At 72.9% G+C, this 19,827-nt stretch carries 16 protein-coding genes; 13 read left to right on the top strand and 3 right to left on the bottom strand.

The features are described from left to right. Nucleotides 1-169 precede the first annotated feature (169 nt). From IEY91_RS01360 to nudC, 6 genes are all read left to right on the top strand, one after another. A complete protein-coding gene (locus IEY91_RS01360; protein WP_164320918.1) occupies nucleotides 170-565 on the top strand; it encodes an MGMT family protein in 396 nt (131 codons plus the stop codon). A gap of 334 nt (nucleotides 566-899) precedes the next feature. Continuing rightward, complete coding sequence (locus tag IEY91_RS01355; protein ID WP_373287864.1) at nucleotides 900-4,235, top strand: ATP-dependent helicase; 3,336 nt, start codon at nucleotides 900-902, stop codon at nucleotides 4,233-4,235. Nucleotides 4,236-4,352: 117 nt separating this feature from the next. After that, a complete protein-coding gene (locus IEY91_RS01350) occupies nucleotides 4,353-5,051 on the top strand; it encodes a hypothetical protein (protein ID WP_164320914.1) in 699 nt (232 codons plus the stop codon). A 98-nt stretch (nucleotides 5,052-5,149) separates the two neighbouring features. Continuing rightward, nucleotides 5,150-8,764, top strand: a complete 3,615-nt coding sequence (locus IEY91_RS01345; RefSeq protein WP_189172496.1) for an ATP-dependent DNA helicase — start codon at nucleotides 5,150-5,152, stop codon at nucleotides 8,762-8,764. Between the two features lie 10 nt (nucleotides 8,765-8,774). Then, nucleotides 8,775-10,196, top strand: a complete 1,422-nt coding sequence (locus IEY91_RS01340) for a dipeptidase (protein WP_189172495.1) — start codon at nucleotides 8,775-8,777, stop codon at nucleotides 10,194-10,196. A gap of 88 nt (nucleotides 10,197-10,284) precedes the next feature. After that, nucleotides 10,285-11,232, top strand: a complete 948-nt coding sequence (nudC, locus tag IEY91_RS01335; RefSeq protein ID WP_164320908.1) for an NAD(+) diphosphatase — start codon at nucleotides 10,285-10,287, stop codon at nucleotides 11,230-11,232. Nucleotides 11,233-11,236: 4 nt separating this feature from the next. Here nudC and IEY91_RS01330 read toward each other — a convergent pair whose 3' ends face one another. Further along, on the bottom strand, nucleotides 11,237-11,479 hold the full coding sequence (locus IEY91_RS01330; protein WP_164320905.1) for a mycoredoxin: 243 nt from the start codon (nucleotides 11,477-11,479) through the stop codon (nucleotides 11,237-11,239). 88 nt (nucleotides 11,480-11,567) lie between these two features. Here IEY91_RS01330 and IEY91_RS01325 point away from each other — a divergent pair, with 88 nt between their 5' ends. The 5 genes from IEY91_RS01325 to IEY91_RS01305 all read left to right on the top strand — a co-directional run bounded on the left by IEY91_RS01325 (nucleotide 11,568) and on the right by IEY91_RS01305 (nucleotide 15,596). Continuing rightward, entirely contained in the window at nucleotides 11,568-13,880 is a 2,313-nt protein-coding gene (locus IEY91_RS01325) for an ATP-dependent DNA helicase UvrD2 (RefSeq protein ID WP_373287878.1), read from the top strand. A 164-nt stretch (nucleotides 13,881-14,044) separates the two neighbouring features. Then, nucleotides 14,045-14,395: a hypothetical protein gene (locus tag IEY91_RS01320; protein ID WP_164320904.1), complete on the top strand. Its 351-nt coding sequence runs from the start codon at nucleotides 14,045-14,047 to the stop codon at nucleotides 14,393-14,395. A gap of 167 nt (nucleotides 14,396-14,562) precedes the next feature. Continuing rightward, nucleotides 14,563-14,931 (top strand): WhiB family transcriptional regulator, encoded by a 369-nt coding sequence (locus IEY91_RS01315; protein WP_030359819.1) that lies wholly within the window; start codon nucleotides 14,563-14,565, stop codon nucleotides 14,929-14,931. Continuing rightward, on the top strand, nucleotides 14,928-15,251 hold the full coding sequence (locus tag IEY91_RS01310; protein WP_164320901.1) for a putative WhiB-interacting protein: 324 nt from the start codon (nucleotides 14,928-14,930) through the stop codon (nucleotides 15,249-15,251). The genes IEY91_RS01315 and IEY91_RS01310 overlap by 4 nt, the downstream gene beginning before the upstream one ends. 153 nt (nucleotides 15,252-15,404) lie before the next feature. Beyond that, entirely contained in the window at nucleotides 15,405-15,596 is a 192-nt protein-coding gene (locus IEY91_RS01305; protein WP_164320899.1) for a hypothetical protein, read from the top strand. A gap of 61 nt (nucleotides 15,597-15,657) precedes the next feature. Here the strand turns inward: IEY91_RS01305 and IEY91_RS01300 are convergent, their stop codons facing one another. Both IEY91_RS01300 and IEY91_RS01295 read right to left on the bottom strand, forming a co-directional pair. Further along, the gene (locus tag IEY91_RS01300; RefSeq protein ID WP_164320897.1) at nucleotides 15,658-17,076 is read right to left on the bottom strand and encodes an ABC1 kinase family protein; all 1,419 of its coding nucleotides are present in this window, start codon (nucleotides 17,074-17,076) and stop codon (nucleotides 15,658-15,660) included. A 41-nt stretch (nucleotides 17,077-17,117) separates the two neighbouring features. Then, the gene (locus tag IEY91_RS01295) at nucleotides 17,118-18,254 is read right to left on the bottom strand and encodes a ThiF family adenylyltransferase (protein ID WP_189172494.1); all 1,137 of its coding nucleotides are present in this window, start codon (nucleotides 18,252-18,254) and stop codon (nucleotides 17,118-17,120) included. 177 nt (nucleotides 18,255-18,431) lie between these two features. Between IEY91_RS01295 and IEY91_RS01290 the strand changes: the two genes are divergently transcribed. After that, complete coding sequence (locus tag IEY91_RS01290; protein ID WP_164320893.1) at nucleotides 18,432-19,028, top strand: M48 metallopeptidase family protein; 597 nt, start codon at nucleotides 18,432-18,434, stop codon at nucleotides 19,026-19,028. A 116-nt stretch (nucleotides 19,029-19,144) separates the two neighbouring features. Next, nucleotides 19,145-19,827 (top strand): TerD family protein (locus IEY91_RS41490; protein ID WP_229696617.1); only part of this gene is annotated, 683 nt, incomplete at its 3' end.

Raw genomic sequence — 19,827 nt, 5'->3', positions numbered from 1 at the left:
CACCGCCCGCATGATGGTGGCATGCCCCGCTGACAACGGGGGGCATCAGGGGGCAATCCGGGGGCGCGAAACGGTCACGATTTGCCACTTCGGCCCCTGTTGCCTGCGCTGTCGCACGCTCTGTCGCGCGGCCGTCACCGTGTCGGTGCCATGCGGCAGGATGGTCCGGATGAGCGAGGAGAGCCGACCGAAATCGGAGTTGCCGGCGGACGTCCCGGAGTACCCGGAATACGCCGAGCGCGTCCTGGACGTGGCGGAACGAATCCCTCCGGGCCGCGTGATGACGTACGGGGATGTCGCGGAGTGGTTGGAGGAGGGCGGGCCGCGCCAGGTCGGCCGCGTGATGGCGCTCTACGGAGGCGCGGTGCCGTGGTGGCGCGTGGTGCGCTCGGACGGCGTGCTGCTGCCCGGCCACGAACTGCGCGCCCTGGAGGCCTACCGCGCGGAGGGCACCCCGTTGCGGGAGGTGGGCCGCACGGCCGAGCGGAGCATGCCGCGCCTGGACATGCGCAGGGCGCGCTGGGACGGCGGCTCGGCGGACGTGACTCCGGAGGCTCACACCTGACAGCTTCCGCCATGCGCGGGACCCGCGGCGGACCGGTGGCCCGTACGGGGGAAGCCCCCCGTCCCGCGTATCCGCTGGCGTAGCGTCGACAGCACGCATTTCACACTCACCCCGCAGCTGTCGCGCAGCCGCACCTCGATCAGTACACCCACCAGGACCGGCGAACCACGTGAGCTCCACTTCATCCGCCCGGCACGCCCGGCACCCGTCGCACCCTCAGGTACGACAGGGGACCTCGGGTGCCTACCGACTGGTGCGTACCCCGCCGGTCCTCGCGGATCCCCCTCACCTGGACGCACGACAGCGCGCCGTGGTTGACCACGCGGGCGGTCCGATGCTCGTTCTCGCAGGTCCGGGCACCGGCAAGACCACCACCCTGGTCGAGACGGTGGCCGCGCGGGTGGCCAAGGGGACCGATCCCGAGCGCGTCCTTGTGCTCACGTTCAGCCGCAGGGCCGCCGTCGAGCTGCGCGACCGGATGGCGCACCGCATAGGCGCCGCCGACGCCCCGCAGGCCACCACGTTCCACTCGTTCTGCTACGCCCTCGTCCGCGCCCACCAGGACGCAGACCTCTTCGTGGAACCCCTCCGGCTGCTGTCGGGACCCGAGCAGGACGTGGCGGTACGTGAGCTCCTCGCCGGCCAGACCGACCTCGCCCGGGAGGGCCTCGCGCGGGTGCGCTGGCCGGACGAGCTGCGCGCCTGCCTCACCACGCGCGGCTTCGCCGACGAGGTGCGCGCCGTGCTCGCGCGCAGCCGCGAACTGGGCCTCGGCCCGGCGGCCCTGGACGCCTTCGCCCGGCGCGGCGGCCGCCCCGACTGGGGCGCGGCGGCGGCGTTCCTCGCCGAGTACCTCGACGTGCTCGACATGCAGGGAGTGCTCGACTACGCGGAGCTGGTGCACCGCGCGGTGCTGCTCGCCCGCCGCCCCGAGGTCGCCCGCGCGCTGGCGGCCCAGTACGACGCGGTGTTCGTCGACGAGTACCAGGACACGGACCCCTCACAGGTGCGCCTGCTGCACGCGCTCGCGGGCGGCGGCCGCGATCTCGTCGCCTTCGGAGACCCCGATCAGTCGATCTACGCCTTCCGGGGCGCCGACGTGAACGGCATCCTCCAGTTCCCGGCCGACTTCCCGCGCGCGGACGGCACGCCCGCGCCGGTCGAGGTCCTGACGACGTCCCGGCGGTCCGGGGCGCGACTCCTCGCGGCCACCCGCCTGCTCACCACGCGCATGCCGCTCACCCGGCTGCCCGCGGAGAAGGTGCGCGCCCACCGGGAGTTGACGGCCGCCAGGGACGGCGGCCGCGTCGACGTCCGTACGTACCCCACGGCCGGTACGGAGCTCGACAACATCGCGGACATCCTGCGCCGCGCCCACCTGGAGGACGGCATCCCCTGGAGCGAGATGGCCGTCCTCGTCCGCGCGGGCACCCGCACCATCCCGTCCGTCCGCCGCAGCCTCACCGCGGCGGGCGTCCCCCTGGACATAGACGGCGACGACATCCCCCTGCGCCACGAGCCGGCGGTGACGGCGTTGCTGACGGCACTTCGGGCGGTGGCTCGGGCGGAGTCGGGGGAGAACGTGGGGCCGGGGGAGTCGGGGGCTCCGGGTGGGCCGGGCGAGTCAGGTGTGTCGAGTGAGCTGGGCGAGCCGGGCGACGCGGGTGAGCTGAACGAGTCGGACGAGCCTGAGGAGCTGGGCGAGCCGGGGGAGTCGGACGAGCCGGGTGAGCCGGGTGAGCCGGGGGAATCGGACGAGCCGGATGAGGCAGAAGCCGCGCCCACCACCCCCGCCTGGCTCGACACCGAGACCGCCCTGACCCTCCTCACCTCGCCCCTCGCAAGCATGGACGCCGCCGACCTGCGCCGCCTCGGCCGGGCGCTGCGCGAGGAGGAGCGGGCCGGGGGCAACCATCTGCCGCCGCCCTCCGACGAGTTGCTGGCCCGCGCGCTCGCCGAGCCCGAGCGGCTCACCGCGCACGACCCCTCGTACGCGAAGGGCGCCCAGCGCCTCGGCGAGCTGCTCAGCCGGGCCAGGAAGCGCCTCGCGGACGGCGGCACAGCCGAGCAGGCGCTGTGGGACCTGTGGGCCGGCACGCCGTGGCCGCGCCGCCTGGAGCGCACCGCGCGGCGCGGCGGCGCGGCGGGCCGCAACGCGGACCGCGACCTCGACGCGGTCTGCGCCCTGTTCGCCACCGCGGCCCGCGCGGAGGAGCGCACCGGCGGGCGCGGCTCCCTCAACTTCCTCGACGAGATCGAGGCGCAGGACATCGCCGCGGACACGCTCACGCGCCGCGCCGTGCGCCCCGACGCCGTACGCCTGATGACGGCACACCGCTCCAAGGGCCTCGAATGGCGGCTCGTGGTGGTCGCCGGCGTCCAGGAGGGCCTCTGGCCGGACCTGCGCCGCCGCGGCTCCCTCCTGGAGGCGGACCGCATCGGACGCGACGGCATCGCCGAGCCGCTGACCCCCGGAGCACTCCTCTCCGAAGAGCGCAGGTTGTTCTACGTGGCCGCCACGCGCGCGCGGGAACGCCTCGTCGTGACGGCCGTGAAGGCGCCCGCCGACGACGGCGACCAGCCCTCCCGCTTCCTCACCGAACTCGGCGTCGAGCCGAAGGACGTGACCGGCCGCCCGCGCCGCCCGCTGTCGGTCTCCGCGCTCGTCGCGGAGCTGCGCGCCACCACTGTCGACCCGCACGTCTCGGACGCCCTGCGCGAGGCCGCCGCCCAGCGCCTGGCCCGCCTGGCCGCGCTCGGCGACGCCGACGGGCGCCCGCTGGTCCCGTCCGCGCACCCGCACCGCTGGTGGGGCATGTACGAGCCGACGGCCAGCGCGGTGCCCCTGAGGGACCGCGACAAGCCGGTCGTCCTCTCCGGAAGCGCGCTCGACCAGCTCGCCAACACCTGCGCCCTGCAGTGGTTCCTGGGCCGCGAGGTGAAGGCCGACGCCCCCGCGACGGCCGCGCAGGGCTTCGGCAACGTCGTGCACGTGCTCGCCGACGAGGTCGCCTCCGGACGCACGCCCGCCGACCTCGACGTCCTCATGGAGCGCCTCGACTCCGTCTGGGACGCCCTCGCCTTCGACGCCCCCTGGAAGTCGGACCAGGAGAAGGAGCACGCGCGCGTCGCGCTCGAACGCTTCCTCCAGTGGCACGTCAGCGGCGCCCACGCGGGCCGCACCCCGGTCGCCAGTGAGCACGCCTTCGACGTGACGCTCGAAGCGGGCCCCTACGAAGTGCGCGTACGCGGTTCCATGGACCGCGTCGAGCGGGACGGCGAAGGCCGCGCCTACGTAGTCGACTTCAAGACCGGCAAGCAGGCCCCGACCTCCGCCGACGTCGCCCGCCACCCCCAGCTGGCCGTCTACCAGCTCGCGGTGCGCGAGGGCGCCGCCGACGACCTCTTCGACGGCGTACGCCCCGACGCGGGCGGCGCCGAACTGGTCCAGCTGCGCCAGGGCGCCGCCAAGAAGGACGGCGGTGAGGCGCTGCCCAAGGTCCAGGCCCAGGAGCCGCTGTCCGGCGAGTGGATCGGCGACCTCCTCGCCACGGCCGCGGGCAAGGTCCTCGACGAACGCTTCACCCCGGCGACGGGCCAGCACTGCACACACTGCGCGTTCCGCGCGTCGTGCAGCGCCCGCGCGGAGGGCCGCCAGGTCGTGGAGTGACCCGCGCCGCACCGCCGCCGGTGGCCAACGTCACGTCCGGTCACCTGCGCGCATAGCACCCTCACAGGCCATCTAAAGTCTCGCTGAACCTGAACGTCTTTCCTAGGAGAAGCACACATGGCAGCCAACCGGAAGCTCCTGGCAGTGGCAGCCGCCTGCGCCGCCGTCGTCATCGGCGTCACGGGCTGCAGCGGCGACGACGGCGGCGACAAGGACCCCTTCGAGGGCATGAGCGCCGACAAGATCGCCAAGAAGGCTTCCAAGACCTCCAAGAACGCGGGCTCCTTCACGATGAAGAGCCAGGTCAAGGAAGACGGCGGGCAGGCCACCGGCGAGTTCTCCGTCGTCAAGGGCGGCGACTGCAAGGCCACGATCGACTCGCGCAAGTCCGGCCACTCCGAGATTGTCACCGTCGGCAAGTCCTCGTACATGAAGGCCGATGAGAAGTACTGGAAGACGGCCGTCGGCGCCACGCTCGCCGGACGCGTCAAGGGGCGTTGGGTGAAGTCGGAGCCCTCCCAGGGGCAGAGCTCGTGCGCCCTCGGCAACATGTTCGAGAGCAAGAAGTTCAAGGGTCTCAAGCGGGAGAAGGACGCCCAGGTCGACGGCAAGAAGGCCGCCGTCCTCGTCAAGAAGAAGGGCGACGAGACCACCACCTTCTATGTCGCCATGGAGGGCAAGCCCTACTTCGTGAAGGTCGCCAACGACGGTGACGAGAAGGGCACGGCGACCTTCAGCGGCTACGGCGAGCCCGTCGACGTCAAGGCCCCCGCGCCCGGCGAGGTCGTCGACCAGAAGGAGCTGGCCGGACTCTGATCCGCCCCGCTCCTGTGACGGCGGCCACGGACGTGGGCGGCGGCGACGGACGAACCGTCCCGCCCCCACTGTCAGTGGCCGCCGCTAGCCTCTCTGACGTGTCTCCTCGCCTCACCGACCCCGAGCAGCTCAAAGAGCTCCTCGGCATCCCGTTCACCCCGGAGCAGACGGCCTGCATCACCGCGCCGCCCGCCCCGCAGGTGATCGTGGCCGGAGCCGGGTCGGGGAAGACGACGGTGATGGCCGCGCGCGTGGTGTGGCTGGTCGGCACCGGCCAGGTCGCCCCGGAGCAGGTCCTCGGCCTGACGTTCACGAACAAGGCGGCGGGTGAGCTCGCCGAGCGCGTCCGCAAGGCCCTCATCAGGGCGGGCGTCACCGACCCCGAGGCCGCCGACCCGGACAACCCTCCGGGCGAGCCGGTCATCTCCACGTACCACGCCTTCGCGGGCCGCCTGCTCACCGACCACGGCCTGCGCATCGGCCTGGAGCCCACCGCCCGCCTCCTCGCCGACGCCACCCGCTTCCAGCTCGCCGCCCGCGTGCTGCGCGAGGCCCCCGGCCCGTATCCCGCGCTGACGCGCTCCTTCCCGGACCTCGTCAGCGACCTGCTCGCCCTCGACAGCGAGCTCGCCGAGCACCTTGTGGACCCCGGCAGGCTCCGCGCGTACGACAGCGAACTCCTGCGCACCCTGGCGGGCGCCAAGCTCACCAACGCCGACCTGCGCAGGGTCCCCGAGACGGCCACCGCCCGTCTCCAGCTCGCCGAGCTCGTCGACCGGTACCGCACCGCCAAGCGCGCCCGCGACCTCCTCGACTTCGGCGACCAGATCGCCCACTCCGCGACCCTCGCCCGCACCCGCGCGGACGTCGGCGCCATCCTGCGCGACGAGTTCCGCGTCGTCCTGCTCGACGAGTACCAGGACACGTCGGTGGCCCAACGCGTCCTGCTGTCCGGCCTGTTCGGCGGCGGCACCGGCCACCCCGTCACCGCCGTCGGCGACCCCTGCCAGGCCATCTACGGCTGGCGCGGTGCCTCCGTGGCCAACCTCGACGACTTCCCCGACCACTTCGCGCACGCCGACGGCCGCCCCGCCGCCCGCCACGCCCTCAGCGAGAACCGCCGCAGCGGCGGCCGCCTCCTCGACCTCGCCAACGGCCTCGCCGCGCCCCTGCGCGCCCTGCACGCGGGCGTGGAGGCCCTGCGGCCCGCCCCGGGGGCCGAGCGCGACGGCAGCGTGCGCTGCGCGCTGCTGCGCACGCACGGCGAGGAGATCGACTGGATCGCCGACTCCATCGCCCACCTCGTGGCCACCGGCAAGGCACCCGGCGAGATCGCGGTCCTGTGCCGCACGGCCGGCGACTTCGCCGAGATCCAGGGCGCCCTCGTGGCCCGCGACGTGCCCGTCGAGGTCGTCGGCCTGTCCGGCCTGCTGCACCTGCCGGAGGTCGCCGACCTCGTGGCCGTCTGCGAGGTCCTCCAGGACCCGGGCGCCAACGCCTCCCTGGTGCGCCTCCTGACCGGCCCGCGCTGGCGCATCGGCCCGCGCGACCTCGCCCTCCTCGGCCGCCGCGCCCGCCTCCTCGTGCGGCACGGGCACAGCGCGCCCGACGACCCCGACCGGCGGCTCGCCGAGGCCGTCGAGGGCGTCGACCCGTCCGAGGTGATATCGCTCGCCGACGCGCTCGACACCTTCCTGGAGGGCTCGGCCGACGCCTCCGGAGACGACGGCCTGCCGTTCTCCGCCGACGCGCGGGTGCGGTTCGCGCGCCTCGCCACCGAACTGCGCGACCTGCGGCGCTCCCTGGCCGACCCGCTGATGGACGTCCTGCACCGCGTCCTCGCCGTCACCGGCCTGGAGGTCGAGCTCTCCGCGTCCCCGCACGCCCTGGCCGCCCGCCGCCGCGAGACCCTGTCGAACTTCCTCGACGTCGCCGCCTCCTTCGCCGCCAACGACCCCTCGGCCTCGCTGCTCGCCTTCCTCGGCTTCCTGCGCACCGCCGCGCAGTACGAGAAGGGCCTCGACAACGCCCTGCCCGGCGGCGAGAACACCGTCAAGGTGCTCACGGCCCACAAGTCCAAGGGCCTGGAGTGGGACGTCGTCGCCGTGCCCGGCCTGGTCACCGGCACCTTCCCGAGCACCCAGGGCCGCGAGAAGTGGACGGCCCAGGCCAAGGTCGTCCCGCACGCCCTGCGCGGCGACGCCGACACCCTGCCCGACATCGACACGTGGGACGCCAAGGGCATGAAGGCCTTCCACGCGGACATGAAGGACCACCAGCACACCGAGGAACTCCGCCTCGGGTACGTGACGTTCACCCGCCCCCGCAGTCTCCTGCTCGGCTCGGGCCACTGGTGGGGCCCCACCCAGAAGAAGCCGCGCGGCCCGTCCGACTTCCTGCGGGCGCTGTACGACCACTGCGCGGCCGGCCACGGCGAGATCGAGGCCTGGGCGGACGAACCCGCCGAGGACGAGGAGAACCCGGCGCTGCAAGAGAAGACGGCCGACCAGGTCTGGCCGCTCCCGCTCGACGCCGCGTCCCTGACCCGCCGCCGCGCCGCCGCGGACACCGTCCTCGCCCACCTGGACCGCCTGACGGCGGACGACGCCCGCTCCCACGAAGAGGCCCACCCCGCCTCCGGCGAGGCCACGACCGCGTACGCCGCCGAACCTCCGGAGCACGCCGAGGACCCGGACTGGCCGCCACCACCGGACGACGAGACCCTGGCCGAAGCCGAAGAGGGTGTCTACGAAGACGACGTCCACGGAGGGGCCGCTTACGGAGAAGCTGCTTCCGGAGAGGCCGTCTACGGAGACGCCGCTTACGAAGAAGCCGCGCCCCCCGAGGACGAGGACCCCACAGCATGGGATTCCTGGCCCCGGCAACGCCCCACGCCCCGCGTCCCGCACACGCGACCCCACCTCACCCCGGAGGAGACCCGCACCCTCGCCTCCTGGGACCGTGACCTGGACGCCCTCACCGGCGAGCTCCTGCGCGCCCGCGAGAGCGTCCGCGACGTCCCGCTGCCCGCCACGCTCACCGCCTCCCAGGTGCTGAGCCTGGCCAGTGACCCGGACAGGCTGGCGCAGGAGCTGGCCCGCCCCATGCCCCGCCCGCCGCAGCCCGCGGCCCGCCGCGGCACCCGCTTCCACGCCTGGGTCGAGGCGCGCTTCGAAGAGCTGCGGCTGCCCATGCTCGGCCCGGAGGAACTGCCGGGCGGCGGCCCCGGCGAGGCGGAGATCGCCGACGAACGCGACCTGGAAGCCCTCAAGGAAGCCTTCGAGCGCACCGAGTACGCCCACCGCACTCCGTACCGCGTCGAGGCCCCCTTCCAGCTCGCCATCGCGGGCCGCGTCATCCGCGGCCGCGTGGACGCCGTCTACAAGACCGGTGACGGCGACGACACCACGTACGAGATCGTCGACTGGAAGACCAGCCGCACCCAGAACGCCGACCCCCTCCAGCTCGCCGTCTACCGCCTCGGCTGGGCCGACCAGCAGGGCGTCCCGCCGGAGTCGGTGGGCGCCGCCTTCCTCTACGTACGCAGCGGCGAAACCGTCCGCCCCACGGACCTGCCGGGCCGGGCCGAGCTGGAGCGGATTCTGCTGGGAGAGGACGGACCGGAGGGCCCGGACGCCGCAGACGGGGGCCGCGCGGGGCGTGGGACGGCGGCCGACCGGCCGCCCGACCGGACCGCTCCCGTGGGCCGCTAGGCTCGTGACCATGAGCAAGCCCGTCAGCAGCGCTGCCAGTGCAGTCAGCGCCGTACGCGCGTACATCGACGACCACCGCGCGGCCTTCCTCGACGACCTCGCCGAGTGGCTGCGCATCCCGTCCGTGTCGGCGCAGCCCGACCACGCCGCCGACGTGCGCCGCAGCGCCGACTGGCTCGCCGCGCGGCTCACGGCGACCGGCTTCCCGACGGCGGAGGTGTGGGAGACGGCCGGCGCCCCCGCCGTCTTCGCCGAGTGGCCCTCCGGCGACCCGGACGCGCCCACCGTCCTCGTCTACGGCCACCACGACGTGCAGCCCGCCGCCCTCGAGGACGGCTGGGACACCGACCCCTTCGAGCCCGTCGTCCGCGACAACCGCCTCTACGCGCGCGGTGCCGCCGACGACAAGGGCCAGGTCTTCTTCCACACCCTCGGCGTCCGCGCCCACCTCGCCGCCACCGGCCGCAGTGCCCCGGCCGTGAACCTGAAGCTGCTCATCGAGGGCGAGGAGGAGTCCGGCTCGCCGAACTTCCGCGCGCTGATCGAGGAGCGCCGCGCGCGCATCGCCGCCGACGCGGTGATCGTCTCCGACACCGGCATGTGGTCCAAGGACACCCCCACGGTGTGCACGGGCATGCGCGGCCTCGCCGAGTGCGAGATCGAGCTGTTCGGCCCGGACCAGGACATCCACTCCGGCTCCTTCGGCGGCGCCGTCCCCAACCCGGCGACGGCCGCCGCCCGTCTGGTCGCCGCGCTGCACGACGAGCACGCGCGCGTAGCGGTACCGGGCTTCTACGAAGGCATCGTCGAACTCACCGACCGCGAGCGCGAGCTCTTCGCGGAGCTGCCGTTCGACGAGGCCGAGTGGCTGCGTACGGCGAAGTCGCACGCGCCCTACGGAGAGGCCGGACACACCACCCTGGAGCGCGTCTGGGCCCGCCCGACCGCCGAGGTCAACGGCATCGGCGGCGGCTACCAGGGCGCCGGCGGCAAGACGATCATCCCGTCGAGCGCCCTCCTGAAGCTGTCCTTCCGGCTGGTCGCGGGCCAGGACCCGCAGCGCGTCGAGAAGGCCGTCACCGCGTGGGTGGCCGATCAGCTGCCCGCCGGGATCCACCACACGATCACCTTCAGCGGCGCGACGCGTCCCTGCCTGACGCCGCTGGACCACCCCGCCCTGCAGTCCGTAGCCCGCGCCATGGGCCGCGCCTTCGAGCAGGACATCCGCTTCACGCGCGAGGGCGGCTCGGGACCGGCCGCCGACCTCCAGGACGTCCTGCAGGCGCCGGTGCTCTTCCTGGGCATCTCCATTCCCTCGGACGGCTGGCACGCGCCGAACGAGAAGGTCGAGCTCGACCTGCTCCTCAAGGGCGTCGAAGCCAGCGCCTACCTGTGGGGCGACCTCGCGGAGCACTGGCGTGGAGCCCCCTGAGCCGGCGAACCGCACTGCCCCTCGCGTTGCACACTGCACAGATCCGCTCGCTGAACCACCCATTCCACCGGGGGAGTTGGAAGCACCAGTGACCACCTGGACCGACCGCGCCGCTGACCGTCCCGTCTCGCTCACCGCGCCGAGCGGCATCGACCGCGCGGCACACCACCGTCTCGACGAGGCCTGGCTCGCCGCCGCGTGGAGTCACCCGTCGACACGGGTCTTCGTGGTCTCCGGCGGCCAGGTGCTCATCGACGAGACCCCCGACGGCCGCACCGAACTCGTGATGACCCCGTCGTTCGAGGCGCCCCTCACCGAAGCCCACCGCTACTTCCTGGGGACCGACGAGGACGGCGTGAGCTACTTCGCGCTCCAGAAGGACACGCTGCCCGGCCGCATGGACGAGTCCGCGCGCGCGGCCGGCCTGCGCGAGGCGGGCCTGCTGCTGTCCCCGCGCGACGCGGGCCTGATGGTGCACGCCGTCGCCCTGGAGAACTGGCAGCGGATGCACCGCTTCTGCTCGCGCTGCGGCGAGCGCACCGTCATCGCGGCGGCGGGCCACATCCGCCGCTGCCAGGCCTGCGGTGCCGAGCACTATCCGCGCACCGACCCGGCCGTGATCATGCTGGTGACGGACAACGAGGACCGCGCGCTCCTCGGCCGTCAGGTCCACTGGCCCGAAGGCCGTTTCTCGACGCTCGCGGGCTTCGTGGAGCCGGGCGAGTCCATCGAGCAGTCCGTGCGCCGCGAGGTCTTCGAAGAGGCGGGCGTCACGGTCGGCGACGTCGAGTACGTCGCGAGCCAGCCCTGGCCGTTCCCCTCCAGCCTGATGCTGGGCTTCATGGCCCAGGCCACCTCTTCGGAGATCGACGTCGACGGCGAGGAGATCCACGAGGCGCGCTGGTTCTCCCGCGACGACCTGCGGGCCGCCTTCGAGTCCGGGGAGGTCCTGCCTCCCTACGGCATCTCGATTGCGGCCCGCTTGATCGAACTCTGGTACGGCAAGCCCCTGCCGAAGCCCGGAACGGTCGGCTAGCGCCTCAGGCGGCCAGCTTCTGCTTCACCTGGGCGAGCGAGGGGTTGGTCAGCGTCGAACCGTCGGGGAAGAGAACGGTGGGAACCGTCTGGTTGCCGCCGTTCGCCTTCTCCACGAAGGCCGCGGAGTCCGGGTCGTGCTCGATGTTGATCTCGTCGTACGTGATGCCCTCGCGGTCCATCTGGCTCTTCAGCCTGCGGCAGTAGCCGCACCACGTGGTGCTGTACATCGTCACAGTGCCCGGCATGTCTCTCGCGCTCCTTAAGGCTCGGGTTCGCGTCGTCGCACTTCGGGTGCGTCGTCGCACTGTCTCGAACGTACGTGACCCGGTCGCCATTCCCGCATTGGTACGACTGCGGGCGCCTCCCTGTGGACAACCGGCTCGCAGGCCCCTCGGGACCTGGCAGCATGGCGGGGTGACAGCAGCAACGCACTCCACCCTCTTCCCGCGGGACTCCGGCGGCTCCCAGTGCTCGGCGCCGCCGAGCGGGGCCGACGCGGTGCTCGACGGGCTCGACCCGGAGCAGCGCGAGGTCGCCACCGCCCTGCACGGGCCGGTGTGCGTGCTCGCGGGCGCCGGCACGGGCAAGACCCGCGCCATCACCCACCGCATCGCGTACGGGGTGCGGGCCGGGATCCTCCAGCCCACCAGCGTGCTCGCCGTCACGTTCACCAACCGCGCGGCCGGCGAGATGCGCGGCCGCCTGCGCCAGCTCGGCGCCACCGGCGTCCAGGCGCGCACGTTCCACTCCGCCGCCCTGCGCCAGCTCCAGTACTTCTGGCCGAAGGCGGTCGGCGGCCCGCTGCCCCGCCTCGTCGAGCGCAAGGTCCAGCTCGTCGCCGAGGCCGCGGCGGCCTGCCGCATCCGCCTGGACCGCAACGAGCTGCGGGACGTCACCGGCGAGATCGAGTGGTCCAAGGTCACCCAGACCGTCCCCGCGGACTACGCGGCAGCGGCCGCCAAGACGGGCCGCGACACCCCCCGAGCCGCCGCCGAGATCTCCCAGCTCTACGCGGCGTACGAGGACCTCAAGCGCGACCGCGCGGTCATCGACTTCGAGGACGTCCTCCTCCTTGCCGTCGGCATCCTCCAGGACCGCCACGACATCGCCGACCAGGTCCGCTCCCAGTACCAGCACTTCGTGGTCGACGAGTACCAGGACGTGAGCCCCCTCCAGCAGCGCCTCCTGGAGCTCTGGCTCGGCGACCGCGACAACCTCTGCGTCGTCGGCGACGCCAGCCAGACCATCTACTCCTTCACCGGCGCGACCCCCGACCACCTGCTGAACTTCCGCACCCGCCACCCGGGCGCGACGGTCGTGAAGCTCGTCCGGGACTACCGCTCCACCCCTCAGGTCGTCCACCTCGCCAACGGCCTGCTCGCCCAGGCAAGCGGCCGCGCCGCCGACCACCGCCTGGAACTGGTCTCCCAGCGCGAGCGCGGCACCGACCCCGTCTACACGGAGTACGCGGACGAGCCCGCCGAGGCCGAGGGCGCCGCCCGCCGCATCCGCGCCCTGATGGCCGACGGCGTCCCCGCCGGCGAGATCGCGGTCCTCTTCCGTACGAACTCGCAGTCGGAGATCTACGAACAGGCCCTGGCCGACGCAGGCATCGCCTACCAGCTGCGCGGCGCCGAGCGCTTCTTCGAGCGCACCGAAGTCCGCGAGGCCGGCGCCGCCCTGCGCGGCGCCGCCCGCTTCGGCGGCAACGACACCCTCCTGGACGACGTGGTCGACCTGCCCTCGCAGGTGCGGGCCGTGCTCTCCACCAAGGGCTGGACGACACAGCCCCCCGCGGGCTCCGGTGCGGTGCGCGACCGCTGGGAGTCCCTGGCGGCCCTGGTGCGCCTCGCGGAGGACTTCGCCGGGGCCAGGCCCGAGGCCACCCTCGCCGACCTGGTGGCGGAGCTCGACGAGCGCGCCGCCGTCCAGCACGCGCCCACCGTCCAGGGCGTCACCCTCGCCTCCCTGCACGCCGCGAAGGGCCTGGAGTGGGACGCCGTGTTCCTGGTCGGCCTGGCCGAGGGCATGATGCCGATCACGTACGCCAAGACCGACGAGCAGGTCGAGGAGGAGCGCAGGCTCCTCTATGTGGGCGTGACCCGCGCCCGCGTCCACCTGTCCCTGTCCTGGGCCCTCTCCCGGTCCCCGGGCGGCCGTCCGGGCCGCCGCCCCAGCCGGTTCCTGGACGGGCTGCGCCCCGGCTCGGGCACGGCCTCCGGGGCGCGCGCGGCGGGCGGACCCGGCGGCATCGAGCGCGGCACCGGCGGCAGCGAGCCCGGCGCCCCCCGCAGCAGACGCCGCGGCAGCCGCAGCCCGGCCCGCTGCCGCGTCTGCGGCCGCACCCTCACCGAGGCCGGTGAGATGAAGCTCATGCGCTGCGAGGACTGCCCTTCGGACATGGACGAAGGGCTCTACGAACGGCTGCGGGACTGGCGCGCGGGCCAGGCGCAGAGCCTCGGACAGCCCGCGTTCTGCGTCTTCACGGACAAGACCTTGATCGCCATCGCCGAGGCCGCGCCCGAGGAAGAGGGCGATCTGGCCCGCATCCCCGGGGTCGGCATGCGCAAGCTCAACCGATTCGGCGCCGACGTCCTCGCCATCTGTGCAGGTCAGGAGCTTGAGGCAGTCGATGAGGCGAACTGATTCAAACTCGTCGAAAAAATAGTTTGCGCATGCGCAAGGAAGACCCATAGGTTCTTAAGCACGGGAACGGCGGCTTCACCGAAGCCCTGGTCCCGTGCTGTACTTGTCAGTCCGCAGGATCGGTTCCGGCCGATCCCCTAGACGCCGAGAGGAGGCGAATTCCAGTGATCAGCATCAACGAGAGCTTCATCAGCGCCGTCAAAATGACCGATCGCTCGGTCGTCGCTTCCTGCCTGCTCGGCCTCTCGAACCCGGGCACCGGTCTGTCCGTCGGCAATGCCGCTCTGTCTGCTGGCAATGCCGCCGTGCGTCCGGCCGCCGCCTCCCTGCCTCTGTCGGGTCTTGAGATCCGTGAGGGCAATGAGCGACCGACCAAGGCACCGGAAGCAGTAGTGACGGCACAGGCACAGGCCTATGCACTCGCGGCCGCCGGTGCCGGATTCCGGAAGCAGACGACGCAGCACCACACGATGTGGGCCTTCCGTGGGCTCGAACCCTGGAGTGATCCAGCCTGATCTTCGATCAGGCCGGCGCCTTCAGGGCCGCGGAACCCCACCCGGGATCCGCGGCCCTTCTGTTTTCCCCAAAACGGGGAGACGGAGCGAAGGGGCCGAGCAAGACCCGGTACCAGCCGCCAACCGGCCGACCCCGGCCGGAACGACCAGACGAGGAAAACACCACCGTGCAACTCGAAGCGCACGCCCCGTCCGTACCGCCTTCAGACACTCTCCCGCCGCCCGCTCCCACGGAGGACCCGACCTTGACTCCCCTCACCGCGCTCACCGCGCTCGACGACGCCATCGAGAACCTCGGCGTACCCGTCCCCTGCCGTGCCTACGACCCGGAGGTCTTCTTCGCCGAGTCCCCGGCCGACGTCGAGTACGCCAAGTCCCTCTGCCGTACCTGCCCGCTGATGGAGGCCTGCCTGGCCGGCGCCAAGGAGCGGCGTGAGCCGTGGGGCGTCTGGGGTGGCGAGCTGTTCGTCCAGGGCGTGGTCGTGGCCCGCAAGCGGCCGCGTGGCCGCCCGCGGAAGAACCCGGTAGTGGCATGAGCACCGCCGGCACGATCGATCGCCCCCTGACGCACGACCCCAAGAAGCAGGCCCCGATGAAGGCACCCACGAGCGAGCCCAGCGGCTCGGCGACCCCAGACTTTTTCACCACCGGCGCGACCGGCTCGCGCCAGAACAGGACCCGCGAAATGCAACTCATCCCAGAAGCCCTGGCTCGTGCGCATATGCACGAACGCATGCGTGAGGCCGACGAGTACCGTCCGGCCGCCCGCCTGATCGCGGCCCGCCGCATGCAGCGCCGCGCCGAGCGCGCGTCCCTGCGTGCCCGGCGCGCGCTCGCCATGGCGGTCATGCAGTAGTCACGCGGCACCCGCGAGACTCACGGCACACACAGATGACGGAAGCTCCCACCGAGCTTCCCGGCAGTACCCCGCGGGGGCCGGTCCGAACGGACCGGCCCCCGCGGTGCGTTGTGCCCGCCCATCCCTCGGCGGCGGCGATATGGTCACCGGGTGGACCAGCAGCCTCCTGAACCTGCGGACGCCAAGAGCCTCGTGTGCTCCCGCTGCGGCACGGTCGCCGAAGGCCGTCCCCCGACTTGGACCTGCTCCGTGGAGAACGGCGTCCGGCACTACATCTGCGACACCTGCGCCCGGGACAACATCCGCGCGATCGAAGGCCGCCTCGACTCCGCTTGGTGGTGACCCGCCTGGTGGTGACCGGCCCCATCGGTGAGGCGCCGCCCCGCTCCGCCGGGGCGCACCCTCACGCCTCGGCCGCCGCCTCTTCCAGGCCGCCCGTCCGCTCGATGGCGTCCTCTTCGTTCGCCGTCTCCTCCGCGCCCTCCGCGTCCTCGATGGTCTCCGGCACGAACCCCGGCAGCCACTCCTCCAGTTCCTCGCGCATGCGGACCGTCGCGCCCAGCTGACACAGGACGCCGATGGTGCTCAGGGTGACGCGGTGTATCAGGAGATACGACGGCGGGAGGTTCAGGCGCTTGCCCAGTTGGTAGGCGGGGGAGCGGGGGTCGGCCACACGGGCCGCCTGGCTGCGCATCCAGCCGCGGGTGAAGGTGAACTCGTCGGCCACGGCCGGCTCGATGATCGGCAGCAGGTAGTCGAGGACGGCCTCGGGCTCCAGGTCGACCGTCTCCTTGACGAAGCCCTCCTCGCACAACATCTCGTAGACCGCGTCCGCCTCGCCCTCGACGGTCATCCGCAGGGAGTCGCCGATCGTCGGGGGCAGCCCGCCGGGCAGCCGGTCGACCGTGCCGAAGTCCAGGACGCCGAGCCGCCATTCGCCCTTGTCGCCGGGGAGCAGGCGGAAGTTGCCCGGGTGGGGGTCGGCGTGCAGCAGACCCGTGCGGGCCGGGCCGGAGAAGAGGAAACGGGTCAGCAGCTGTCCGGCCCGGTCCCGCTGCTCCTGCGTCCCCTCCGTGATCACCTCCGACAGCGGCACGCCGTCCATCCACTCCGTCACCAGGACCTGCTCGCTCTGGTGCACCACGTCCGGCACCACGACGTCCGGGTCGTCCGCGAACTCCTCGGCGTGCGCGTGCTGGGCCTGCGCCTCCAGCGCGTAGTCCAGCTCCTCGGAGACGCGGTCGCGCAGTTCGGCGATGAGGGGCTTGATGTCCATGCCCGGGATCAGCGGCCCGAGGACCCGGGCGAAGCGGCTCAGTTGATTCAGGTCCGACAACAGGGCCTCGCCCGCGCCCGGATACTGCACCTTCACCGCGACGTCGCGCCCGTCCGCCCACACCGCCCGGTGCACCTGACCGATCGAGGCCGCGGCCGCGGGCTTGTCCTCGAACTCCAGGAACAGCTCACGCCAGTCCGTGCCGAGCCGCTCCTCGAGCACCGCGTGCACGGTGCGGGTCGGCATCGGCGGCGCCGCTTCCTGCAGCTTCGTCAACGCCGCGCGGTAGGGCCCCGCGACCTCTTCCGGCAGGGCCGACTCGAAGACCGAGAGGGCCTGGCCGAACTTCATGGCACCGCCCTTCAGCTCGCCGAGCACCTTGAACAGCTGCTCCGCCGTGCGCTGTTGCAGCTCACGGCCGACGATCTCCGCCGACTTGCCGCCGATGCGTTTGCCGAGCCCCCAGGTCGCGCGGCCGGCGAAGCCGAGCGGCAGCGCGGCCAGTTTGGCGGTACGGGTTACCGCCTTCCGGGGAAGATCAGACATGCGCCCCTCCAAATCCCAGACAGCCGCGCCCTTTCAGGCGGTTACCCGGCCATTGTGTCGTGCGGCTCCCGATCCACGGAGGTGTGCTCCCCTTTAACTTGCTCACTCGCCCCACAGGGGCAGGAGGCGTGCGCCCGCTCACGCCGGCGGCGCCAGGCCAGGCCGGGCGCCGCGACCTCCCACCGGGCCCCGGCGAGCGTCGGCTCCGCACCGTCCAGAAAGGCCAGGGCGTGCGCCGCGGCGAGTCCGGCGACCGTGGTCGCGAGAGCCAGGTCGCAGGCGGGCACCTGGCGGCGTCGCCCCGAGCGCCACTGGGCCAGCATGCGCGGCCAGGCCGCGTCGGCGTCCGCGCGGTCCAGGGCGAGACATCCGGCGCAGGCGGTCGCGCCGGGCAGGACCAGCGGGCCGATCACCCCTGTGCCCTCGATCACGCCCGCGTACAGATGCGGGGTCCCGGCCGCGATCAGGGGCTCGGCGGCGAGCGGGTCGGGGGCGAAGGCCTCCAGGCCGTCGCGCGGGGCGAGGACGATCAAGGACAGCGGGCGCTCGCCGTCGCCCCTGTCCTCGGCGAGGCGAGGTGGGCTGCCCGGTGCCGCGCGCCGCACGGCCGTTCTTGCGGCGGCGTCCCTGCGCTGCCCGACCGACTCGGGCGGAAGCCCGCCCGGAGCGACGTCCCACGGCTCGACGCAGCCGCCGTCCATCACCTCGACCTGGCCCACTCCCGCGCCGGACAGGACCGAGGCGACGACCGCGCCCACCCGGCCCGTGCCCTGCACACGCACGCGGGTGGCCCGGCGCGCGGCCAGCCTGCGGATGCCCTGGCTCGGCTCCGGGGTGATCGCCGACAGCGCGGCGAGGTCGGGGCGCAGCCGGTCCATGACCTCCGTACGGGAACGCAGCGCGTCGGCCGCCGGGCCCCCGCCCGTCGCGTCGTCGAGGAGCCCGGCCCGGGCAAGGCGGTGCAGAAGCCGGTCCACATGCCCGTCGGGCAGGCCCATCCGCTGTCCCTCCTCGCGCAGCAGCGGCAGCCCGCGGGTGCCGTCGAGGAGTGTGAGGAAGCTGCCCGTCGCCGTGTCGACCGGGCCGAGAATCCGGGCGTGCGCCCGCGTCACCCCGCATTGGACGGTGTTCAGATCGCGCCAGCCCCGGCGCAGCGCCGGCTTGAGGATCGGATGCATGGTCGGCCCCCCGTTTCGTGTCCGCGTCGCCAGAATGCCCGCCCGATCGGAGGCGTGCGCGCGGTTGTCCACAGGCGGCGAATACTTGTCGTACTAATCGATCGCATGGGGAGTGGATCGGGACCGAACCGTCCCGGAGGCGGGACTTCCCCCACGCCAAGCGGGTAACGTCGAGGCGTGCCCGCCGACCCACTGCACCGCGCCACAGGCCCACAGCGCAGCGCGAACAGCCCGCCGTCACCCGGCTCGGCGGCGAGCGCGGTCGAGGTGCGAAGGAGCGCCCGCCGCCGCAGAACGGTCTCGGCCTACCGGGAGGGTGACCGCACCGTCGTCCTGATCCCGGCCCGCATGTCCGAGGCGGAGGAGCAGCGCTGGGTGAACGTCATGCTGGACAAGCTGGCGGCACAGGAGAGCAAACGCGTTCTGGGCGACAGCGAACTCTCCGAGCGGGCCCAGCGGCTTTCCGAGCAGTTCTTCGACGGCCGGGCACGGCCCACATCCGTTCGCTGGGTTACGAACCAGAACACTCGGTGGGGCTCGTGCACACCGTCGGAGGGCAGCATCCGCCTCTCGCACCGGCTGCAGGGCATGCCCGAGTACGTGGTGGACTACGTCCTGCTGCATGAGCTCGCGCACCTCCTCGTGCCCGGGCACGGCCCGCGGTTCTGGCGCCTCCTCGAGGCGTATCCGCGTACGGAACGGGCCCGGGGCTACCTCGAAGGAGTGGTCGCCGCGGACCGGCTGCCGCACCTGCCCGCCGCCCGCGAGGAATGAGAGGCGCCTGGTGCGCGCGTTGTGTACCGGGTCTGTACCGACTTGGTTCGTTGTCGGACTGAGCGGTTAGCCTGGCGCGACGCATTCACATTCGGGATGGGGGACGGTCGTTACGTATGGCCAGGGAATTCCAACGCGGCCACAAGGCCAAGATCAGTGACCTCACCGCGGGTACCGATCTGTACGTAGGCGTGCACATCGCTGCCCCCGGGGTGAGCTTCGACATCGGCTGTTTCGGTCTCGACGGGAGCGAGCGGCTCTCGGACGACCGGTACTTCATTTTCTTCAACCAGCCGAAGTCCCCCGAGGAGTCGCTTCAGCTCCTGGGCGCCCAGGCCGGCGACAACGAGTCCTTCCGCATCACGCTGGACCGCATCCCGCCGCAGATCCAGAAGCTGTCGTTCACCGCGGCGATCGACGGCGCCGGACAGATGTCGCAGATCGCCTCCGGCTACATCCGGATCGTGGCCGGCGGCGAGGAAGTGGCCCGCTACACCTTCTCCGGTGCGGAGTTCTCGACCGAGCGCGCCCTGATGCTGGGCGACTTCTACCTGAAGGACGTCTGGCGCTTCGCCGCCATCGGGCAGGGCTTCGACGGCGGCCTCGACGCGCTGATCAGGAACTTCGGCGGTGAGGTCGCCGCGGAGGAGGAGCCCGCGGCCCCGGAGCCGCAGGCGGCCCCCGGCTTCGCGCCGCCCGCCGGAGGAGCCGCGGCACCGCCCGCGTTCGGCGCGCCCGCAGGCCCGGCCACGCCGTCCCCGGCTCCCGTGCCGTCCCCGGCGCCCGCCCCGGCCCCCGC

The sequence above is a fragment of the Streptomyces lasiicapitis genome (assembly GCF_014646335.1).
Classification (GTDB): domain Bacteria; phylum Actinomycetota; class Actinomycetes; order Streptomycetales; family Streptomycetaceae; genus Streptomyces; species Streptomyces lasiicapitis.
Note: the sequence above shows the minus strand (reverse complement) of the source record. Positions and strands in the feature narration are given on the sequence as shown.